This window comes from Pseudoalteromonas sp. BSi20495, assembly GCF_000241185.1.
Lineage (GTDB): Bacteria > Pseudomonadota > Gammaproteobacteria > Enterobacterales > Alteromonadaceae > Pseudoalteromonas > Pseudoalteromonas fuliginea.
The window spans coordinates 91,033-110,867 of the sequence record NZ_BADY01000069.1 but is presented as its reverse complement, the minus strand read 5'-3'; the positions used below and the strand labels follow the sequence as shown (position 1 = coordinate 110,867).

20 protein-coding genes are annotated in these 19,835 nt (G+C 39.8%); 12 read left to right on the top strand and 8 right to left on the bottom strand.

Features of this window, described 5'->3' with window-relative positions; genetic code table 11:
* Window positions 1-19: 19 nt before the first annotated feature.
* Window positions 20-376, top strand: a complete 357-nt coding sequence (locus P20495_RS10650) for a HopJ type III effector protein (RefSeq protein WP_008136149.1) — start codon at window positions 20-22, stop codon at window positions 374-376.
* 10 nt (window positions 377-386) lie between these two features.
* On the opposite strand, the gene P20495_RS10655 is transcribed toward P20495_RS10650, so the two are convergent.
* Together P20495_RS10655 and P20495_RS10660 are read right to left on the bottom strand one after the other, a co-directional pair.
* Window positions 387-794 (bottom strand): GNAT family N-acetyltransferase, encoded by a 408-nt coding sequence (locus tag P20495_RS10655; RefSeq protein ID WP_008136147.1) that lies wholly within the window; start codon window positions 792-794, stop codon window positions 387-389.
* A gap of 40 nt (window positions 795-834) precedes the next feature.
* Window positions 835-1,140 carry a DUF6482 family protein gene (locus P20495_RS10660; RefSeq protein ID WP_007377325.1) on the bottom strand — a complete coding sequence of 102 codons (306 nt, stop codon included), beginning with the start codon at window positions 1,138-1,140 and terminating at the stop codon, window positions 835-837.
* Window positions 1,141-1,230: 90 nt separating this feature from the next.
* On the opposite strand from P20495_RS10660, the gene P20495_RS10665 reads away from it, so the two are divergent.
* From P20495_RS10665 to P20495_RS10675, 3 genes are all read left to right on the top strand, one after another.
* Window positions 1,231-1,923 (top strand): pseudouridine synthase, encoded by a 693-nt coding sequence (locus tag P20495_RS10665; RefSeq protein WP_008136144.1) that lies wholly within the window; start codon window positions 1,231-1,233, stop codon window positions 1,921-1,923.
* Between the two features lie 101 nt (window positions 1,924-2,024).
* Window positions 2,025-2,399 (top strand): BlaI/MecI/CopY family transcriptional regulator, encoded by a 375-nt coding sequence (locus tag P20495_RS10670; protein WP_008136143.1) that lies wholly within the window; start codon window positions 2,025-2,027, stop codon window positions 2,397-2,399.
* A gap of 9 nt (window positions 2,400-2,408) precedes the next feature.
* Window positions 2,409-3,617: a M56 family metallopeptidase gene (locus P20495_RS10675; RefSeq protein WP_008136141.1), complete on the top strand. Its 1,209-nt coding sequence runs from the start codon at window positions 2,409-2,411 to the stop codon at window positions 3,615-3,617.
* 74 nt (window positions 3,618-3,691) lie between these two features.
* Here P20495_RS10675 and P20495_RS10680 read toward each other — a convergent pair whose 3' ends face one another.
* Window positions 3,692-4,075 carry an MAPEG family protein gene (locus P20495_RS10680; RefSeq protein ID WP_008136139.1) on the bottom strand — a complete coding sequence of 128 codons (384 nt, stop codon included), beginning with the start codon at window positions 4,073-4,075 and terminating at the stop codon, window positions 3,692-3,694.
* A 244-nt stretch (window positions 4,076-4,319) separates the two neighbouring features.
* On the opposite strand from P20495_RS10680, the gene P20495_RS10685 reads away from it, so the two are divergent.
* Complete coding sequence (locus P20495_RS10685) at window positions 4,320-5,198, top strand: EamA family transporter (protein WP_374700023.1); 879 nt, start codon at window positions 4,320-4,322, stop codon at window positions 5,196-5,198.
* Between the two features lie 67 nt (window positions 5,199-5,265).
* Here P20495_RS10685 and P20495_RS10690 read toward each other — a convergent pair whose 3' ends face one another.
* The 4 genes from P20495_RS10690 to P20495_RS10705 form a co-directional block, all read right to left on the bottom strand.
* Complete coding sequence (locus P20495_RS10690; RefSeq protein WP_008136137.1) at window positions 5,266-5,583, bottom strand: multidrug efflux SMR transporter; 318 nt, start codon at window positions 5,581-5,583, stop codon at window positions 5,266-5,268.
* Complete coding sequence (locus P20495_RS10695) at window positions 5,583-7,115, bottom strand: bifunctional GNAT family N-acetyltransferase/carbon-nitrogen hydrolase family protein (protein ID WP_008136135.1); 1,533 nt, start codon at window positions 7,113-7,115, stop codon at window positions 5,583-5,585. Before P20495_RS10695 ends, P20495_RS10690 begins: the two co-directional genes overlap by 1 nt.
* A gap of 99 nt (window positions 7,116-7,214) precedes the next feature.
* Complete coding sequence (locus tag P20495_RS10700; protein WP_008136133.1) at window positions 7,215-8,063, bottom strand: MBL fold metallo-hydrolase; 849 nt, start codon at window positions 8,061-8,063, stop codon at window positions 7,215-7,217.
* 57 nt (window positions 8,064-8,120) lie between these two features.
* Entirely contained in the window at window positions 8,121-10,406 is a 2,286-nt protein-coding gene (locus tag P20495_RS10705; protein ID WP_008136130.1) for a penicillin acylase family protein, read from the bottom strand.
* Window positions 10,407-10,562: 156 nt separating this feature from the next.
* Here P20495_RS10705 and ycaO point away from each other — a divergent pair, with 156 nt between their 5' ends.
* The 7 genes from ycaO (at window position 10,563) to folX (ending at window position 19,212) form a co-directional block, all read left to right on the top strand.
* Entirely contained in the window at window positions 10,563-12,323 is a 1,761-nt protein-coding gene (gene ycaO / locus P20495_RS10710; protein ID WP_008136128.1) for a 30S ribosomal protein S12 methylthiotransferase accessory factor YcaO, read from the top strand.
* Window positions 12,324-12,490: 167 nt separating this feature from the next.
* Window positions 12,491-15,853: an ATP-binding protein gene (locus tag P20495_RS10715; protein WP_008136126.1), complete on the top strand. Its 3,363-nt coding sequence runs from the start codon at window positions 12,491-12,493 to the stop codon at window positions 15,851-15,853.
* A 43-nt stretch (window positions 15,854-15,896) separates the two neighbouring features.
* On the top strand, window positions 15,897-16,526 hold the full coding sequence (locus P20495_RS10720) for a YceH family protein (protein ID WP_007377313.1): 630 nt from the start codon (window positions 15,897-15,899) through the stop codon (window positions 16,524-16,526).
* Between the two features lie 53 nt (window positions 16,527-16,579).
* Entirely contained in the window at window positions 16,580-17,410 is an 831-nt protein-coding gene (nadE, locus tag P20495_RS10725; protein ID WP_008136125.1) for an ammonia-dependent NAD(+) synthetase, read from the top strand.
* A 142-nt stretch (window positions 17,411-17,552) separates the two neighbouring features.
* A complete protein-coding gene (folM, locus tag P20495_RS10730) occupies window positions 17,553-18,272 on the top strand; it encodes a dihydromonapterin reductase (RefSeq protein ID WP_008136123.1) in 720 nt (239 codons plus the stop codon).
* Between the two features lie 25 nt (window positions 18,273-18,297).
* Entirely contained in the window at window positions 18,298-18,852 is a 555-nt protein-coding gene (gene folE / locus P20495_RS10735; protein ID WP_007377310.1) for a GTP cyclohydrolase I FolE, read from the top strand.
* A gap of 3 nt (window positions 18,853-18,855) precedes the next feature.
* Window positions 18,856-19,212 carry a dihydroneopterin triphosphate 2'-epimerase gene (gene folX / locus P20495_RS10740; protein WP_007377309.1) on the top strand — a complete coding sequence of 119 codons (357 nt, stop codon included), beginning with the start codon at window positions 18,856-18,858 and terminating at the stop codon, window positions 19,210-19,212.
* A gap of 9 nt (window positions 19,213-19,221) precedes the next feature.
* On the opposite strand, the gene P20495_RS10745 is transcribed toward folX, so the two are convergent.
* On the bottom strand, window positions 19,222-19,656 hold the full coding sequence (locus P20495_RS10745) for a YqaA family protein (RefSeq protein WP_033015687.1): 435 nt from the start codon (window positions 19,654-19,656) through the stop codon (window positions 19,222-19,224).
* Between the last annotated feature and the right edge of the window lie 179 nt (window positions 19,657-19,835).

Genomic DNA, 19,835 nt, shown 5'->3' with positions numbered 1-19,835 from the left:
AAAAATCCAAAGGTAACACATGACACTAAATAACTATTTAAAAGCACTTGCTGAAAACCCAAAAAGTATTCAATTTACCGATACAATGGCGGTGATAGAAGCAAATTACGACTTTACTGCATGTGGCTTTAATAACCATGGATTACTTAGCGCTGCGAGTGAGAACAACGGCTCGTGTAAAATTTTTGCGTTTGCTAAATTAAACGATTTAAGTAAACAAAATACGTTGGATTGTTTTGGTAAGTTTTACCGAGAAGACGTGCTGCAAAACCCTAAAGGGGATGATCACATGAACATTCGCACGTTTATGTTAGCACCAGAGGCAACACCTTTTTTAGGTATTACCTTTGAAGGCAAGCCACTAAAAGAAAAATAGCCAACAAAAATTAAAGTGGCTTTTCCATAAAGTAACGCGTACCTGAGCGTGGGTAATTATTAAGTTGATACTTAACACTATACCCGCGCTTTTCATAAAAGGGTTTTGCTTGAAAATCAAGTGTATCAAGCTGAGCAGTTGTAGCACCTAGCTCAATAGCAGCTTGTTCAAGTGCCGTTAGCAGTTTATCTGCAAGCCCTTTACCTCGCGCAATATCGCTACACCAAAGCCAGTTAATCATTAGCCAATTACCAAACACACACCCACTAATACCGGCAACAAGCTCGCCTTGCTCATCAGTAAATTTATAGCCTAGTGGCAGCCTTTGCGCATCAAAATGCTGGGCGTTAAATTCAACCATTTGCGCGCGAAGCGCTACGTTTAACGCATCAGTATTATCTGCTGTTAATTGATACATGTGCCGCCCTTAAAGAGCTGATACTAGCAAACTAGCTCAATCAAAACAGATTATTTTTTCCAAATGGGACTTCAAGCATATTACTGGCTGTTTTTTCGGGTTGACCGCACATTTCATCGTAAGCACTTGTATGGCGTAGCATCATTTGTGCATAGGCTATTTTTTCAAAACGCTTTTGAATATGCAGTGGGCTTAGTGCTTTTATAAACTCACCATTTTCCTCTGTCACATAGTATTCGACATTATTTATAATTACAGAGACTTGGTATAATGCCATTTCAAGAGAATGCGCAACCACCTTTTGTAATGGCTCATGTTTTTTTAATTCTGAGAATTTCATACCCATAACAACCACCTTTTTTAAAAGTAACCTCATAGATACGCAGCTTTGCTATAATCGCGATCAAATTTTTATTAGCCGCTGGCGTCACACGTTATGATCACAAAAATCCGACTCGCTAAATATATTGCCCATGCAGGTATTTGCTCTCGTAAACAAGCATCGCGGTTAATTGATGAAGGTGTTGTGACTGTAAATAATCGCCCAGCGAATCATATTGATCACGTTGATGAGCAAGACACAATAATAGTGAACGAAAAAGAAATTAAAGGCGCGGCCGATTTAGTTTATTTTGCGTATCACAAGCCGGTAGGCATTGACTGCAAATTAAATATTGATGACCCTGTCAGCCTTATTCACCATTTGCCTACACTTACCCGTGTTTACCCTATTGGTCGCCTTGATAAAGACTCTCGTGGTTTGCTTATTTTGACCAACGATGGGGGTTTTTGTAACCAACTAATACATCCTGATTTCCACCAGCCTAAACATTATTTAGTCACCGTAAATAAGCCTTTAGACGATGCTTTTTGTGACAAAATGGCAGCAGGCGTACCCGTTGATAAACACATAACCCTGCCTTGTGAAGTAAATAAAATAGCCAGTAATCAGTTTAGTATTGTTTTAAAACAAGGGCTAAACAGGCAAATACGTAAAATGGCGCATTACTGCGGATACAAAGTTATTGATTTATATAGATCGCAATTTAGTGACCTCACCCTTTCAAAACTAAACCTACCTGAAAACCAATATATACAAATTAATAAAACCGACATTTCAAAAATCTAATACCAAGTCACTTAACTACATCTCAAAAAGTTAAAAATAAACTTGCAAAAATAGATTACAGGTGTAGTCTTAAATTAAAGATTACATTTGTAGGCAATAGCATGATTGAATTATCAAAAGCAGAGTTTGACGTGCTCGACGCACTTTGGATTAACTACCCCGCTACCGCGAGCCAAATAATTGAGCGCTTAAGCGACGATAAGCAATGGCACGAAAAAACCATTAAAACCCTGCTAGGTCGACTAGTAAAAAAAGGCGCACTTACATTTGAAAAAGAAGGTCGCCAGTATATTTATACTCCCTGTATGGAGCGCGCCGACTACACCCTAAAAGAAAGCCAAAACTTTGTTGAGCGATTTTTTAGTGGGCGTATTGCGCCACTTGTGAGTGGCTTTGCTAAATCGGAGCAGCTTTCTCAGCAAGATATAAACGAGCTTAAAAAAGTTATAGATGACTGGGAAAAAAACCAAAAGTAAGGGATTAACATGGTTATTCAAACTGGGTTTAATTGGTTGATTGAGCAGCAACTACTATTAAGTATTTTGTTTTGTGGATTTATTTTACTCGAGCGATTTGGTTTAAAAGCCCTTGGCTCGCGATTTGTATATAAATTAGCATGGCTATTACCTGCAGCATTGGTGATTGCTAATTTACCAAACGCAATTAAACCACTGCAAAACAGTAATATTAGTCACTACTTAATCACCCCCAACCAACCTTTTACAAACGAGGTAGGTATTAGCTGGGCGCTCATGTATCTACTTATTACCGCAGGGTTATTAATAGCTAGTTTTATTACACATACCCGTTTTGTTAAAAGCCTGCAGTTAACTGAGTTAACCCAATTTGAAGGCACTCTTACCGCTGGTGTTAATGCCTATACCAGCCAATATGTGGCCACGCCAATGGTGATCGGGATTTTAAACAGCAAGCTAGTGTTACCGAGTAACCACAATACCCAGTTTGATAAAGCCACATTAGCGCTTATTTTAGAGCACGAAAACGTACACATTAAACGCAAAGACAACCTAACAAACGCACTTATATTACTGCCTACTATTTTACTTTGGTTTAACCCACTAGCTTGGGCTTGTTACGCAAGCATGCGCCGACTACAAGAGCTGACTTGTGATGAACGGGTACTTGCCAATAAAACCACACAACAACACATTTTATACAGCAAAGCCTTAATAAGCTGTGCGGCAAATGCGCCCACAGGACTTATGGCTTATTCACACTACGGAGATAAAAAAACCATGTTACAACGACTTACTAATATAAAACACAGCGGAAAACATTCAAAGTTTGCTAAAGGTGGCTTATTACTTGTTGCAGCAAGTATGCTAAGTGGATTGGCGATTGCAAAGCAACCAGAGGCAATGACTAAAGAGGATCACATTTCACCGACAATGCGTATTGAACCCCTTTATCCGAAACAAGCAGCTCAACAAGGCATCAGTGGCTCAGTGGTATTAAAGTACGATATAACTCCCAATGGTGAAACCGCTAATGTTTCTGTTGTTAGTGCAAAGCCTGAAGCCATATTTGACCGTGAAGCTAAAAAGGCGCTAAGACAGTGGCAATATAAACCCTCATCAATGGGTTATCAAAACGTACTTGTACAGCTCGATTTTGCAATAAACAATGAAGTTGCTAATACCGATTTAATAGAGCGAATTAAAGTATCGCACTAACTTTATTAGATTTTTCAAGACTACAAAGCAAGCGCCCTTTTAGGCTGCTTGCTTTGTGGTTTTACGCTATAAAGCTATAAGCTCACCACAATCATGGCAATGGCTGACCCCAAACCAATAAACCACATAATTGAGCGAATAATATCAAGATTTAAGTAATAAAAAACACAAAATAAAACACGTGCAATAATATGTGTCATGGCAAGGGTTTCAGTCACTGCATTTGCATTGTTAGTACCTAAAACTATCGCAAGCGCGACCGCAAAAACAGCTAGCGACTCAAAGCAATTTTGATGAGCTGCCAAAGCACGTGCTCCCAAACCGGTTAATTGAGTTTGTTGTTGTCGAGGATGTTTATTATCGTATCCGCCGAGTTTATTTAACTCAATTACGGCAGGGATTCTAGCAATGTATGGCATTAATACAGCCAATAAAGCACAAACAATTAAAATAGTCATAGTGGTATTCTGAGTTATTGTTAATTAGATAAAATAACACAACCAATGTAAAAAAGCCGCCAGATGCGTTTTATGGCAAACTCTAGCGGCTAGCAATAACATCAGGCTTACTATAACTAAATTTATCTTCAATCTTGTGCGACATAATGTCGCAGATGATGAATATTCAACATCACGGTTAATGCATCGCTTTACATCACAAAGCTTGTTAACTTTACTGCCTTACATTTTAACGATGACGACCATGACCTGGATATTTTTCACTTTTTTAGCCGCCTTCATGCAAGCATGGCGTAATGCCCTGCAAAGTAAATTAAGTAACGATGTGAGTGTGGCTGGCGTAACCCTCTCCCGCTTTATTATCGCAGGCCCTATTGCTGGCGTGTATTTATATGGTTTGTATCAATATCAAGATACCGCCATGCCTACGTTTAATAATGCCTTTTGGGCATTTATTGTAGGCGCAAGTGTGATGCAAATGCTTGCCACTGGTTTAATGGTTAAGTTATTTAAAATGAATAATTACGCCGTAGGTGCTGGGCTTGCCAAAAGCGAGGCGTTAGTAGCTGCCATTTTAGGTGTATTATTTTTTGGCTCGGCACTTTCTTTACTCGGTTGGCTTGGTGTGTTTTTTGGCGCTGTTGCCGTATTGCTACTCAGCGGCATAACAAGCGTTAAACACTTTAATGCTAAAACGGCATTACTAGGACTTTCTTGTGGTACTTGCTTTGCACTTACATCCCTGTGGGTACGAGAAGCGAGTTTAAACTCAGGATTACTATTTCCTCACTCAGCAGCTTGGGTTTTGCTGTTTGTAATTAGCCTACAAACACTAATACTACTGGGCTATTTATTATTAAAAGAGCCGCAAACACTTAGTAAACTGTGGCAATACAAAGGTACTACAGCCGCAATTAGTGTTTTTAGTTGTATCGGCTCTATTGGCTGGTTTAGTGCAATGAGCTTACAACATGTTGCTTACGTTAAAACACTTGGACAGGTTGAAGTATTTTTTACTATGTTAATTGCCGTACTTTGGTTAAAGCAGCCACTTAAAAAACAAGATACTGCAGGCTTAATACTCATAGCCATTGCCGCTGTTTTGGTTATGTTGCCGAATTAAGGGCATAAAAAAGCGCAGGCTTTTATACCTGCGCTGTTATAATTTTTTATAGCTTTAAGAACTGATTCTAAGAGCTGATTTTTAGTGTTATCACACCACTAATAATCATTAATACTCCCGCAATACGACCAAACGTTGCGGCATCGTTATAAAACAATATGCCGACTAAAAACGTACCGGCAGCGCCAATACCTGTCCATACGGCGTATGATGTGCCCATTGATATTTGCTTTTGGGCAAGCCACAACATAAAGCCACTAGCGACCATAAATGTAATAGCTATTGCGATGCCTTGCCACCGGGTTTCTGGGTTTTGCGATATTTTTAAACCTATCGGCCAGCCAATTTCAAGTAACCCAGCAATAATTAAGTACACCCACGCCATTAAACGTCTCTCTTTTTCAAAATAACTTCATATAAATCTTCGCGGCGATCTTTTAAGTTACGCACAGTGCCTTCGCTGTGAAGAATTTTAAGTTTATCCATATCAAGATCGCTAAATAATAGCATTTCGGTGTTTGGCGTGGCTTCGTTAAGTGTTGCATCGTGCGGGAACGAAAAGTCCGATGGCGTTAATACAGCTGATTGCGAATACTGCACATCAAGGCTTTCTACTTGTGGTAAGTTACCTACCGAGCCTGCAATAACAACATAACATTCGTTTTCTATTGCACGCGCTTGTGCACAATGGCGCACACGTAAATAACTATTTTTGGTATCGGTCCAAAATGGCACAAACAAAATATCTAAACCTTGTTTGGCCAATATGCGTGAAAGCTCAGGAAACTCTACGTCATAACAAATTTGAATACCTACACGACCGGCATCGGTATCAAACACGGCAATTTTATCGCCGCCTTGAATAACCCAATCGTTTTGCTCATGCGGGGTAATATGTATTTTACGTTGCTCGTCTATTTTACCGCTGCGGTGGCATAAATAGCTCACATTATAAATTTTATCATCTTCGGCAAGTGGCATAGAGCCGGTAATAATATTGGCGTTGTATTCTATTGCCATACGCGACATCGCGTTTTTAAACGTTTCGGTGTATTCAGCTAAATAACGAATTGCTTCAGTTTGGTTGCTTTGATTTCCTAAGCCCATTAATGGCGCATTAAAAAACTCAGGGAAGAGTATAAAATCACTTTTGTAGTCAGATACGGTATCTACAAAGTATTCAACCTGCTTTAGCATTTCTTCAACCGATTCAACACAACGCATTTGCCATTGCACGGCACCTACACGCACAATTGATTTAGTTGACTCAAGTACCGTGTCGGTTGGTTCATACATAATGTTATTCCACTCAAGTAAAGTGGCGTAACCAACTGACTCTTGATCCTCTGGTAAATACTTTTTAAGTAAACGCTTTACCTGAAAATCGTTAGATAGCTGAAAGCTTAAAATAGGATCGTATAGCTCTCTCTGATCTACTTTTGCAATGTATTCCATTGGCGTCATTTCACTGCTGTGATTGTAATAACGTGGAATACGACCACCCGCTAAAATAGCGCGTAGGTTATATTGGCGGCACAGTTCTTTACGGGCATCATAAAGGCGACGACCTAAACGCATGCCTCTGTGAGTTTCGCTAATGGCAACATCTAAGCCATATAGTGCATCGCCGTCGGTATCGCTAAATACACGGTCGTGACCATCTGCAATGTCTTCGTAGGTATGCGGGTTTGAAAAACGTGTGTAATCAACTTGTACGCTCAGCGCTAAGCCCACCAGCACGCCGTCATCTACAATACCTATTTGCCCTTCAGGAAATTGGTCTATTAACCTAAAAATGGTATGACTTGGCCACGCACCACCTAAGTCGGGATACGCTTGATCCATCAAGGTCTTAATTTGCGGATATTGCTCTCTGGTTAAGTTACAAATTTCAAGATGGGTTTTTTCTGCCGACATACACAACTCCTTTAGGCATAAGAAAATAAAAGCCGAATGCACGCTCGATTAAATCAAGAATACACTCAGCTTTGTATCATGTTTTTTACTTTAGATGTACTACTTTAAACTGCGATAAAAAAGTGTGGTTACTTTCTCTTTTGGTAACCAGCCTGCGTATTCAAGATTCAGCTCAGCCAATGGATCGGCTTTAAGTACTTGCTCTAAGCTTGCATTATTTTGCATTGCTTTTAGCATTACGTCTTTCGCGTTTTGAACTAGCTTACCATACGCTATCAGTCCTGAACGGTCACTTACCTTACCGTGTCCTGGTATTACTTTAGTGTTGTCGTCGATTTGTTTAACTACATCGTCTACTGCCGCTAAAATACCATCAACGCTGCCGCCGCTATCTACATCAACAAACGGTAAGCTGCCAAAATTAAAGTAAATGTCGCCCATGTGCACTATGTTGTCGTTACTGAAAAAGATAACTGAGTCGCCATCGGTGTGTGCATGTTCGTAATGCACTACATGCGCGTGTTCGTTATTAAAATGCAGTTTTAAATCGTGACCAAAGCTAATGCGGGGTAAAAAATCGGACCCTTCTCCATGCTTTTCTTTTAAGCGTTTATGTACGTTGTCGTGCGCTATAACGTGCGCGCCCGCTTTAGCAAAGTTCTCGTTGCCACCGGTATGATCGCCATGATGGTGCGTATTAATAACAAACTCTGCGCTACCTGGTTTTAAATCGCTAATCGTTTTTTTAATATCATCTGAGAGTTTGGCAAACTGATCATCAATAATATAAATGCCGTCATCACCTACACTTGCTGCAATATTACCGCCTTGCCCAAATAATACGTATACATGGTCACTTAATTTTTGTGCTGTTACTGGACCCTCATCGGCTTGCGCTGATGTGCTTAGTAATAAACCTGTTATTAATGCGGGTAGTATTTTTTTCATTCTAGTTCTCTGTTGTATGAATTAATTAATATAGAACGTGTTTAGCTATACTTTAGTTCATTGCGTAGGCTTTATTACTATTTGATGTATTAATTCTTGCGGCAATAAAGATGTATGCTTGCCCTCAACGTAATCACTAAAACCCGCTCTATAAAATTCAGATAATGGATGCCCCGATTGCCCACCAGGAATAGCCATAATTGCATGCTCTAAATGCCCAGGTTGAGCAATAAAGCGTTGCGATGCGCCAAAACTACGCCCTTGTACAGCAGGCATGTAACTATCACCAAAACCCGTAGCTGTAGGCATATTTAATAACTTAGCAAGTAACGGCATTTGCTTTGCAAATGGATGCTCTATCACTAACTCATTTACCTTGCCCCACTGCCAGCTTTGTACGTTATTGCCAAATTGTTCTGTAAGCTTAGTGATAGTTTGGCTAAATGCACCGTGTAATTGTGCATCCCAGCTCTTAAATTGTGGGTTTATCCATGTGTTGGGTTTGTTGTTAATAAGCTGCCAAACTGCGGGCTCTAAATCTCGTTTTACGTATTTAAGTGTGCCTTGTTGTTTATTTAATTCGTCTTCCATATTACTAAATAAAATATTAATCACTTCATCGCGGTAGCGCTTAACTAAGGTATACCCTATGGAGTTTGAACATGCACATTGCTGCCAATTTTCGAGTGCTGTTATATATTGCTGATTTTTAGTTGTATCGGTTTTTAATTGCTTTAATAGCAGAGCATGCCAAGGCATTAAAAAGCGAGCTTGATTATCAAGTTGTAATGCGTAAAAGTCGCTCTCAGCAAATGTTTGTTTTTCAAATAATCTATCGCGAATTTGACTTGAACGCGCACCGAGTGCATAACCACCATTACCAAAACGCGCGTTATCTTCAGCCGATACCACGCGAGAATTACCAGTCCATAATCGCCCACTTTGTGGATTTTTAACAAAGGGCCGTTGTAATTCGTTTTGCTGCCAAAGCGCTGAGTAGTCGTCGGCATTTACACCAAGTTCGCTAGGCGTTTTACGAGCCGGTATACCGCCCATGTTTTTCCACGCTGCGCTACCTAGGCTATCTACCACCATTAAATTTTGCACCGGAATGCCCACATCGCTAGCAACAGCAAGTGCATCATCTACATTTTTGGCTTGCTCTAATTTTAATAACTGCATATTAACGGCATAAGGTTGATGTGCGGCCCAGCTCAATGCATAAGGTTTTTCGTTAATGTATTTTACAGGGCCGTATTCACTGAGTATTAATGAGTAGTTTTCGACCTCCCCATCGGGTAATGCAATCGACTCATCAACTTGCCATGTTTTACTGTCATCATTTAAGGCAATCCAATCGGCTGTATCTAAATAGCCATTCGTAAATCCCCATGCAATATTATTGTTTGTGCCCACTACAATGGCAGGTGCGCCTGGCAGCGATACACCAGTTACTTGGGTAGGCGCTCCATTTTGCATGTAATTTAGCTGTGTTCTGTACCAAATTACAGGCACTGCCATCGATAAATGCATATCATCCGACACCATACCAGCGCCTGTTTTAGTAAGCGTTCCCGTAACAGCCCAGTTATTACTGCCGCGCTCTTGATTGGCTTCAATACTTTTAACTGTGTGTTGTGTTTGAGTTGGCAAAGTAGGTATGCCGCCGCTATAAGGCGCTAATCTACTGCCATTAAGCGCGGCTTGGTACTTACTCGGCTGCGTTAAAAAATCAACCATTTGCTTTGTGTACGCTTGCTCAATTTGAATGAGTGCTTGGTCGCGCTCAAATGTGGCGCTTTGTAAATCTAGGTACATGCTAAATATCACAAGTAGGCTGTCCTCACTTTGCCATGGCTTTTGTGCTGCACCTGTTAGTAAATATTCAAAGCTTGAATACCCTACTTGCGCTAAACCTTCGTTTACACCTTGAGCGTAACGTTTAAGTAATTGCTTATCTGCCTCTGGCAGCGTTTGTAAAATAATTTGGCTGCGTTTACGCAATTGATGAAAGCGCATTTTTTTGTCGAGCCCCAGCGCTGCTTCGCCAAATAATTCACTTAGCTCGCCTGCTGCATTACGCCTTAATAAATCCATTTGAAAAAATCGGTCTTGCCCGTGTGCATAACCTAAACCATAGGCAGCGTCGTTTCGGCTATTGGCGTTTATTACTACTTGCCCTAATACATCGCGCGAAATTTTTACAGGCTCTACTACCGCGTTACTACGCCCGCTTCCGTCAAGAGCCGGTAAACTTAAACTAAGTACGCCATAAACAACGGCGGTACTCGCCAACCCTAAAATAACAGTCAATAACAGTAACCATTTGATTAATTTAAACATCGGCCTTTCCTTTGATAATTTTCACCAAGCGTTGAGAGCATATAATAACCACAGTTTTATTAAATAATAATGTTCTTGCTCGCAAAGGGTGAAATAAACATCAAAATCCACGATAATGTCAGCTCCACACATCGTGCAGAACTAGTTGAGATCAATATGACTGAAAAAACATTTATCAAAGGTAAAGACCGCGACCTAGAATCGTCAATCTCTACCATGCAAAACAAGCTTAAAGCCCTAAACATTAATGTTGAAGAAGCGCTTTGGCTTAACCCTGTAGCTAACTGTTATTCGGTTCATATAAAAGACAGTGACTGCGGTGTTATGTTTACCAATGGTAAAGGCGCAACCGACAAAGCCTCTATTGCCTCAGCACTTGGTGAATACTTTGAGCGTTTAAGCTGTAACTACTTTTTTGCAGACTTTTACCTAGGTGAAGAATTTGCTAATGGCGAATTTACTCATTACCCAAGTGAAAAATGGTTTGAAGTTGAAGGCGATGAAGTACCACAAGGCATTATGGATGAGAGCTTATGGGATTACTTTGACCCAGAGCGTGAGCTGAACGCATCACACCTTTTTGATTTTAACTCAGGCAATATTGATCGTGGCATTTGTACCCTGCCCTACACTCGCCAACGCGATAACCAAGACGTATACATCCCGGTAAACGTTATTGGTAATATTTTTGTATCTAACGGTATGAGCGCAGGTAACACGAAATTTGAAGCGCGCGTACAAGGTTTATCAGAAGTATTTGAGCGCGCGATTAAAAACCGCATCATCGCCGAAGGCATTTGTTTACCAATCGTGCCTGAAGACGTTGTTAAGCAATACCCTAAAATTCACGAAGCGTGTGAAGAACTTCGCAGCCATGGCTTTCATTTACGTATTGCCGATGCATCACTTGGGGGCAAATACCCTGTAATGAGCGTAACGCTTATTAACCCAACAGATGGCTCTGTATTTGCTTCTTTTGGTGCTCACCCATCATTTGAAGTTGCGCTTGAACGTACCGTTACCGAGTTACTACAAGGTCGTCGTCTTGATCAGCTAGATGTATTCCAACCTGCAACATTTGATAACGATGAAGTAGCAACACCAGAGAACATTGAACTGCACTTTATTGATTCAAGCGGTTTGATTTCGCATGATTTCTTCCGTGTAAAACCTGACTTTGAATTTGTACACTGGGACTTTAGCGGCACAACAGAGCAAGAATATAACTTCTGTACTGACCTGATTCACAGCATGGATCATGATATCTACATCATGGATTACACGCATCTAAACGTATACGCATGTCGTATTTTAGTACCGGGCATGTCAGACATTTACCCTGTTGATGAGCTCATTTGGCGCAACAACAACGAAGGCGCTAAATTCCGCGAAACCTTCTTATCGCTTGATCAGTACGATGCAGAGCAATGGATGGACATTTACGACAGCCTTGAAGAAGCAGGCCACAGCGATATTATCCGCGCCGCAGAATTTATTGGCCTTGCAACCGATGCCGACACACCATGGCACACACTGCGCATTGGTGAGCTTAAAGCACATCTATGTTTAGCTGCAGGCAGCGAAGAAGCCATTGATTGGGTTGACTGGATACTTCATACAGGCCAAGTAAACGAAGAGGCAATGCGCCACTTCCGCTGTTTAAAAGCGATTCTTGAAATTAAATACGATGACGAGCGCGAATACGCCGATTACCAAGATGCACTAGGCTTAATGTTTGGTGCTAATAATGTAGCCCTGGCTATAGAAATTGCCGAAGGTGAAAAGCAGTTTAACGGTTTAACTTTTCCTGGTTTATCGCTTGAAGGCTTTAAAAAGCATGCGGCGCTACTTGATGGTTACCGCAAGCTACATGTAGCAAAGCAAAATCATTGGGCACGTGAAGTTAGCGATTCGTAACTCGCTAAACTACTAATTATAAAAAATAAACGGCGTATTTAAGGGCATGTTGACCTTTCAGGATTAATTTTTTAACCTCGAAAGACCAACAGGCTCTAGCGCTGTTTTCATTTTCGTAATAAATTAGCTATAGTTAATTTGCCTTAATTAACGCCAACATGCAGCTAATGCCACCATCGATTAATAATAAAAAAACGAATGTTCATAACTTTAAGCTGACCTTTTGGCTATCGCTTACATTAACTGTATTGGTTTGTGTGGTACTTGAGCGTATTAACTATAATCGAGCAAAAGACGCCCATCGATTGCAAATCCTCTCCGAAGTAAGCACCTATCGCGCCCAGCTTGAATCGACTTTAGTTTCTAATATCCAACTAGTGCGTGGCTTAGGTGTTGCTGTAGCCGTAGAGCCAAACTTAGAGCAAGAACGCTTTGCACAGATTGCCGCCCCTCTTTTCAATACCTCAAAAGAACTGCGTAATATTGGCGGCGCCCCAAATATGGTTATTCAAATGACTTATCCTTTAAAAGGAAATGAAAAAGCGATAGGTCTTAATTTTTTAAATAACAAAAATCAACGTGCAGATGCAATTAGAGCCCGCGACACAAACACGATCATCATGGCTGGGCCACTCACTTTAGTGCAAGGAGGTGAGGCATTAATAGCCAGAGTCCCTGTATACACCCCTCCTAAAAATGAATTTTGGGGTTTGTTATCAGTTGTGCTCGATATTCAAAAAATTTATACCAACTCTGGAATCTATGAACTTGAAAAGGAGTATCTCGTTGCCATACAAGGTCGCAATGGTTTAGGTAAAAAGGGGGAGTTTTTTTATGGGAACTCAAATATTATTGAACAAAACCCTCTTGAATTCACTTTGAACTTCCAAGGTGGAAGCTGGCAACTATACGTTACCCCAAAGCTCGGTTGGAATCCGCCTCATTCAGCTATTTGGCCATTGCGTTTGGCTATTATTATTATTTGTGGATTACTGACTTGGGCGTTTTTATTCTTTTTAAAAATGCTTAATCGCCAACAACAAAACGAGAAAATGCTCGAAACAATGAGTGATTTAGCACAAATCGGCGCATGGTCATTTAATTTAGAAACTCAGCAAGTGTATTGGTCAGATATGACCAAAAAAATATTCAAATACCCATTAAATACCCAACCTAAGTGGCCAATAGATTTGAGCTACTTTAAAAAAGGCACGAGCAGAGAAACCATTAAACCTTTGATTGAACGTGCTATAAAACTCGGCGAAAAATACGAAGTTGAGCTGGAGGTAATGAATGCAGAAGGAGAGTCAATTTGGGTGCTTGTGCATGGTGAGGCAGAGCAAAAAAACGGACGATGTGTAAGAATTTTTGGATCATTGCAGAATATAGATACCCGAAAAAAAGTTGAATTAGAAAGTAGCTCTATAGCGTTGCATAACGAAATTTTAGCCTCGCTTACTATAAATAAATTAATTTTAAACGGCCAGCTAAGCCAATCCAAGGACATAATTACACAATCTATTTGCCAAGCATTTCAAATTGAGCGCGCCAGCATACGGTTTTTTGATAAAGGCAAAAGCCAACTAATTCCATTTGCCGTGCACAGTGAATTGAACTCAGCAGATAAAATAGAGTTACTTTGGCTTAGGAAAAACCTCCCGGACTTTTTTAATACTATTGACCATCAAGCTGTATTTAATGCTTCTGATGTTTTACAAAATTCAACCTTGGCGCCCCTCTCCACACATTATTCATTGCCGTTAGAGATCAAATCTATGCTGTGTGTAATTATACCTGCAGGCAGTGGTGTATTGGGTATTATTTGTGCTGAGCAATGTAGAATTAAACGTAATTGGACTAAAAATGAGGAAAGTTTTTTAATCGCTGTCGCCGCATTGATAGGTAGCCTACATTCTAGCCAGCAACGTATTGAAACTGAACAAGAGCTAGTAACGGCTAAAGAAACAGCAGAACAAGCAGTTGCCGCAAAAAGTGAGTTTTTAGCGAGTATGAGTCACGAAATTCGCACCCCAATGAACGGCGTGCTCGGAATGTTAAATATAATAAAGCAAACAAAATTAGATCAACAACAAGAACACCATATAGAGTTAGCCCAATCTTCTGCTCAATCATTACTTAATATAATTAATGACATTTTAGACTTTTCAAAAATAGAAGCCGGTAAACTCGATATCGACAATGTACAATTTAACTTACCTAAATTATTAGGTGAGGTGGTTGAATCGTTCGCCTTAAAAGTAGAGCAAAACAATACCAAGCTTATTTTAGATGCCACTCAAATTACAGTCAGCGAAATAATTAGCGACCCAAACAGGCTACGTCAAATTTTAAATAACTTGATCGGTAACGCTGTTAAATTCACCTTAAATGGTGAAGTAATAATTGTGGCAAAAATAAATGACACAACCAACGGTTCATTTTTACAATGCTCTATTATTGATACTGGTATTGGTATCGACTTTAAAAAACAAGCGACATTGTTTAACTCCTTTACACAGGCAGATGCCTCAACAACGCGTCAGTTTGGTGGTACAGGATTAGGCCTTGCGATAGTAAAACAGCTTTGTGAACTCATGAACGGAGAGGTTAGTGTAACCAGCGTGAAAGGCCAAGGCAGCACTTTTTCTTTCACAATAAAGATACAACCTCGACTCAGTAAAGAGCAAGATCTACCGAGTCATTTAATTAAAGATAAGCATATTTTAATAATTGATGAATGCAGCTTAAATGCTAATACAGCAAGTAAGCAGCTCTCTGTTTGGGGCGCTAGTGTAGATTGCATCAATGACTATCAACAAATATTGAATTACTCACATAATGAGGTTCAAAATACTGATGCCATTTTAATTGATTACTACTTTTTTGAAAAAGCGTCGCCAGAATGCATTACTGCTCTAAAAGGATTTATAAATATACAAGGCTGTAAATTAGTAATAATGGCACCTATGAGCTACTCAAAAGAGGAATCAAAGCTAGCGATAAAGATTGATTGTATGATTTTCAAACCGCTAACGCCTTCTGATTTATTTGATTCACTCACTAATGATCAGTTTATAGAACTACAACAAAAGCAAGCTCAGTTGCAAAACAAACTCACAAAAATGGTCGCTACTAACTTTTCTCAACCACAAATTTTATTAGTGGAAGATAATAAAGTAAACCAAGTAGTCGCCTCAGCGTTATTAAAACAGGCTGGAGTGAGCTTTGATATTGCACAAAATGGGTTTGAGGCAATTGTTAAGCTCAATACAAAGCAAGGCGAGCCTTATGAGCTTATTTTAATGGACTGCCAGATGCCAGAAATGGACGGTTATCAGGCAACACAAGCGATAAGAAAAGGCGATGCAGGTAAGTATAATAAAAATATTACTATAATAGCCTTAACCGCAAATGCTATGCAGGGCGATAAAGATAAATGCCTTGCCGCTGGAATGGACGACTATTTGAGTAAACCTCTCGATCTAGCCGCTTTACAACCTAAACTTAGCCAATGGCTTGATACCCAATAAAAGTGTAAGCTAATAAAATACGCTTACTAATTTGAGATTATTTATGCAGTTATCAGCAAATCAACAACGTGTTATTGGTTGCTTACTAGAAAAGCAAAGTACGACGCCAGAGCATTATCCGCTATCGTTAAATGGCCTTACAAATGCATGTAATCAAAAGTCTAATCGCGATCCTGTTGTAAATTTCACTGAAAACGACGTACAAAATATACTTGATGAACTAATCGAACTGCGTTTGGTTACAATAGACGAAGGCCTTTCTGGTCGCGTAAATAAATACGACCATCGTTTTTGTAATACTGAATTTAGTAATTTACAATTTTCACAGCAACAGCGCGCTATTGTTTGTTTACTGCTATTACGCGGCGCACAGACACCAGGAGAGCTGAGAACTCGAAGTACTCGACTTGCTGAGTTTAATAATGTAAACGAAGTAGAGAGTGCACTAAATGAGCTTATTGAAAATGATTACGTAATAAAGTTAGAACGAGAACCTGGTAAGCGAGAAAGTCGCTATATACATCAGCTCGCAGACCAGCAAACTAACTTAACAAATAATACTCATGAGCCAAAAGTTAATGCACTTAAAAATAGTGAGTTAGACGAACTACTCGCAGAAGTTGAGCAACTAAAAACAGAACTACGTCAGATTAAAGCCCATTTAGGGCTTTAATTATTAAACGCTTAATCACATAATAAGTTTATATAAGACTATAGGAGCTGGCCATGCGCGCCGAAATTATGGCTGAAATGAAAGTTCAGCCAACAATTGATATAAACGCAGAAATAATCCGTCGAGTTAATTTTATAAAAGCACGCTTAGTGGCAGCTTACTCAAGGTCGTTAGTGCTCGGTATAAGTGGTGGCGTTGACTCATCAACTTGTGGACGTTTGTGCCAATTAGCAGTCAACCAGCTAAATGAAGAGCTAGACGCTGATAAGTATCAATTTATTGCTGTTCGCTTGCCTTATGGCGTACAAGCCGATGAAGACGAAGCCCAAATGGCGGTTGATTTTATTCAGCCAAGTAAACGTATGACCGTTAACGTACAACCGGCAGCCGATGCACTGCATGAGCAAGCGCTTGCAGCTATAGTTGGTAGCGGCGAAGCCCTTCCTGAGCAAGCTCAGATAGATTTTATTAAAGGCAACGTTAAAGCACGCCAACGTATGGTTGCTCAGTATGAAATTGCAGGTTTTTGCCAAGGTTTAGTCGTAGGTACTGACCATAGTGCTGAAAACATTACTGGCTTTTATACCAAATTTGGTGATGGTGCATGCGATTTAGCGCCGCTTTTTGGTTTATCAAAACGCCAAGTTCGTGCGCTTGCAACTGCACTAGGTGCGCCAGCTTTATTAGTAGATAAAGCACCTACAGCTGATTTAGAAAGTGACCGCCCAGGCTTAACAGATGAAGAAGCACTTGGTTTAAGCTATGAGCAAATTGATGACTTTTTAGAAGGTAAACCTGTGTCTAATAATGTTGAACAAAAGCTTGTGAGTATTTACACGCGTACACAACATAAGCGCCAACCAATTCCGACAATTTACGATTAATGTTTTAGCAAATAAAATAAAGCAATTAATACCATTAATGATTAATTGCTTTTTTGATCGACAGATCAAGAGACTGCGTATATTTTACTAAATTAACACGCAAATATTTATTAATTACCCGCCAAAGAGAACACTGCATTATATGACATCGCCCATTTTAATTACCGGCGCAGGACAACGTATTGGTTTAGCGCTAGCTCAGCATTATATAGCCCAAGGGCAGGCTGTTATTATTACGTATCGTACTCGTCACGGCGCTGTTGATAAATTAGAGCAACAAGGCGCTGTATGTATTTATGCTGACTTTAGTACCGATGACGGTATTAGTGCATTTATAAATACGCTTAATATGCATACATCATCGCTGCGCGCTATTGTACATAACGCATCAAGCTGGGACTGCGAAGCTAACAATCCTGACTTCGCAGCACTGTTTGATAATATGATGCGTATACATGCCAAAACACCGTATTTAATTAATTTAATGTGCGCAGAGCTGCTTTTAAAATATCAGCAAAATGAAAAAGTACCTGCCGATATAATTCACCTCACTGATTATGTAGTTGAAACAGGCAGCCCTAAACATTTAGCTTACGCAGCAAGTAAAGCAGCACTCGACAACCTAACTAAATCGTTTAGCGCTAAATATGCGCCAAACATAAAAGTGAACTCGGTTGCTCCATCGCTCATTATTTTTAATGAACATGACGATGAGCAATATCGCGCTAAGACCCTTAAAAAATCATTAATGGGCATTGAACCCGGATGCCAAGAAATTATCAATAGCATTGATTTACTATTACAAAGCCAATACATCACAGGGCGCTCTTTACCTGTAGATGGCGGTCGTCATTTAAAGTAAATAAGCTAAATAAACTGAGATATTTATGCATAATGAATTAAAAGAAAGTTACCAAAAAATCATCACCGCAGTAGGCGAAGACGCTAACCGCGAAGGCTTACTTGATACGCCAAAACGTGCTGCAAAAGCAATGGAATATTTAACGCAGGGGTATCGTCAAACACTTGATGAAATAACTAATAAAGCGGTATTTACGTCTGATGCTGACGACATGGTGTTAGTGCAAGACATAGAGCTTTACTCTATGTGTGAACATCATTTACTGCCTTTTATTGGCCGCTGCCATATTGCTTATATTCCAAACGGTAAAGTATTAGGCTTGTCTAAATTTGCCCGTATTGTTGATATGTTTTCACGCCGTTTTCAAATTCAAGAACAGCTAACGCATCAAATCGCTAAAGCAGTTGAAGAAGTGACAGGCGCTAAGGGCGTAGGCGTTATTGTTGAGGCAAAACACATGTGTATGATGATGCGTGGTGTAGAAAAGCAAAATTCAAGCATGCGTACATCAGTAATGTTAGGTAACTTTAGAAGCGATCCTAAAACGCGTAACGAATTTTTGCAGCTTATAAAAGGTTAACCTATGGCTAATGCAATTATTAACGTTACTAATTTGAGACTGCGTACATTTATTGGCTTTAACCCCGATGAGCGTGAAAAAAAGCAAGACGTAGTGATCAATCTGGAGATTCACTACCCTGCTGATGATGCCTGTAAAACGGATGAAGTAGACCAAGCACTAAATTATAAAGTGATCACCAAAGAAGTGATTAGTTTAGTAGAGCAAGGGCACTTTTTACTGCTCGAAAAATTAGTTGCTGAAATTCTTGCGGTTTGTCACTCGCACCCAAGTGTTCATTACGCTAAAGCACGTGTTGATAAACCGCATGCACTGCGTTTTGCCGACTCAGTGTCGTTAACACTTGATTGGGCGAAATAACTTTTGTATCTAAATGAGTTTTTCGAATCCAACGGCAAGGGCGATAACCGCTAAATAGCGCGCGCCTTTGCCTAGCATTACTAGCAACAAAAAAGTACTAAACCGTACTTTAAATATGCCTCCAATTACTGTTAATGGATCTCCCACAACCGGTAACCAAGCAAATAACAAACTATATACACCATATTTATTAAATTGTTTTTGTGCGCTATCAAGCCCTTTTTGCGATACAGGAAACCACTTTTTATCTTTAAAACGCAGTACCTGCGTGCCTAACCAGTAATTAACGCAGCTTCCCAGTACATTTCCAAGCGTTGCTACGCACCACATAAGCCATAAATTAACTTTACCTTGGGCAATCATTCCCACCATTATCACCTCAGAAGAGCTGGGCAATAATGTGGCAGATATAAATGCGCTAATAAATAACGTGAGATAAAGCATAATGCCCTTATAACTAAACGTAAAAACCCAGCCTATAGCTGGGTTTATAATACCAATTTTATTAAAAACATGATCATTCTAGCGTATTAAATAACTCACTAACTACGTTAAAAATTATTTATATAGAACAACTATGTATCATAATTTTAGCCTTGTTATTGAGCTATTTTCTCATCGCT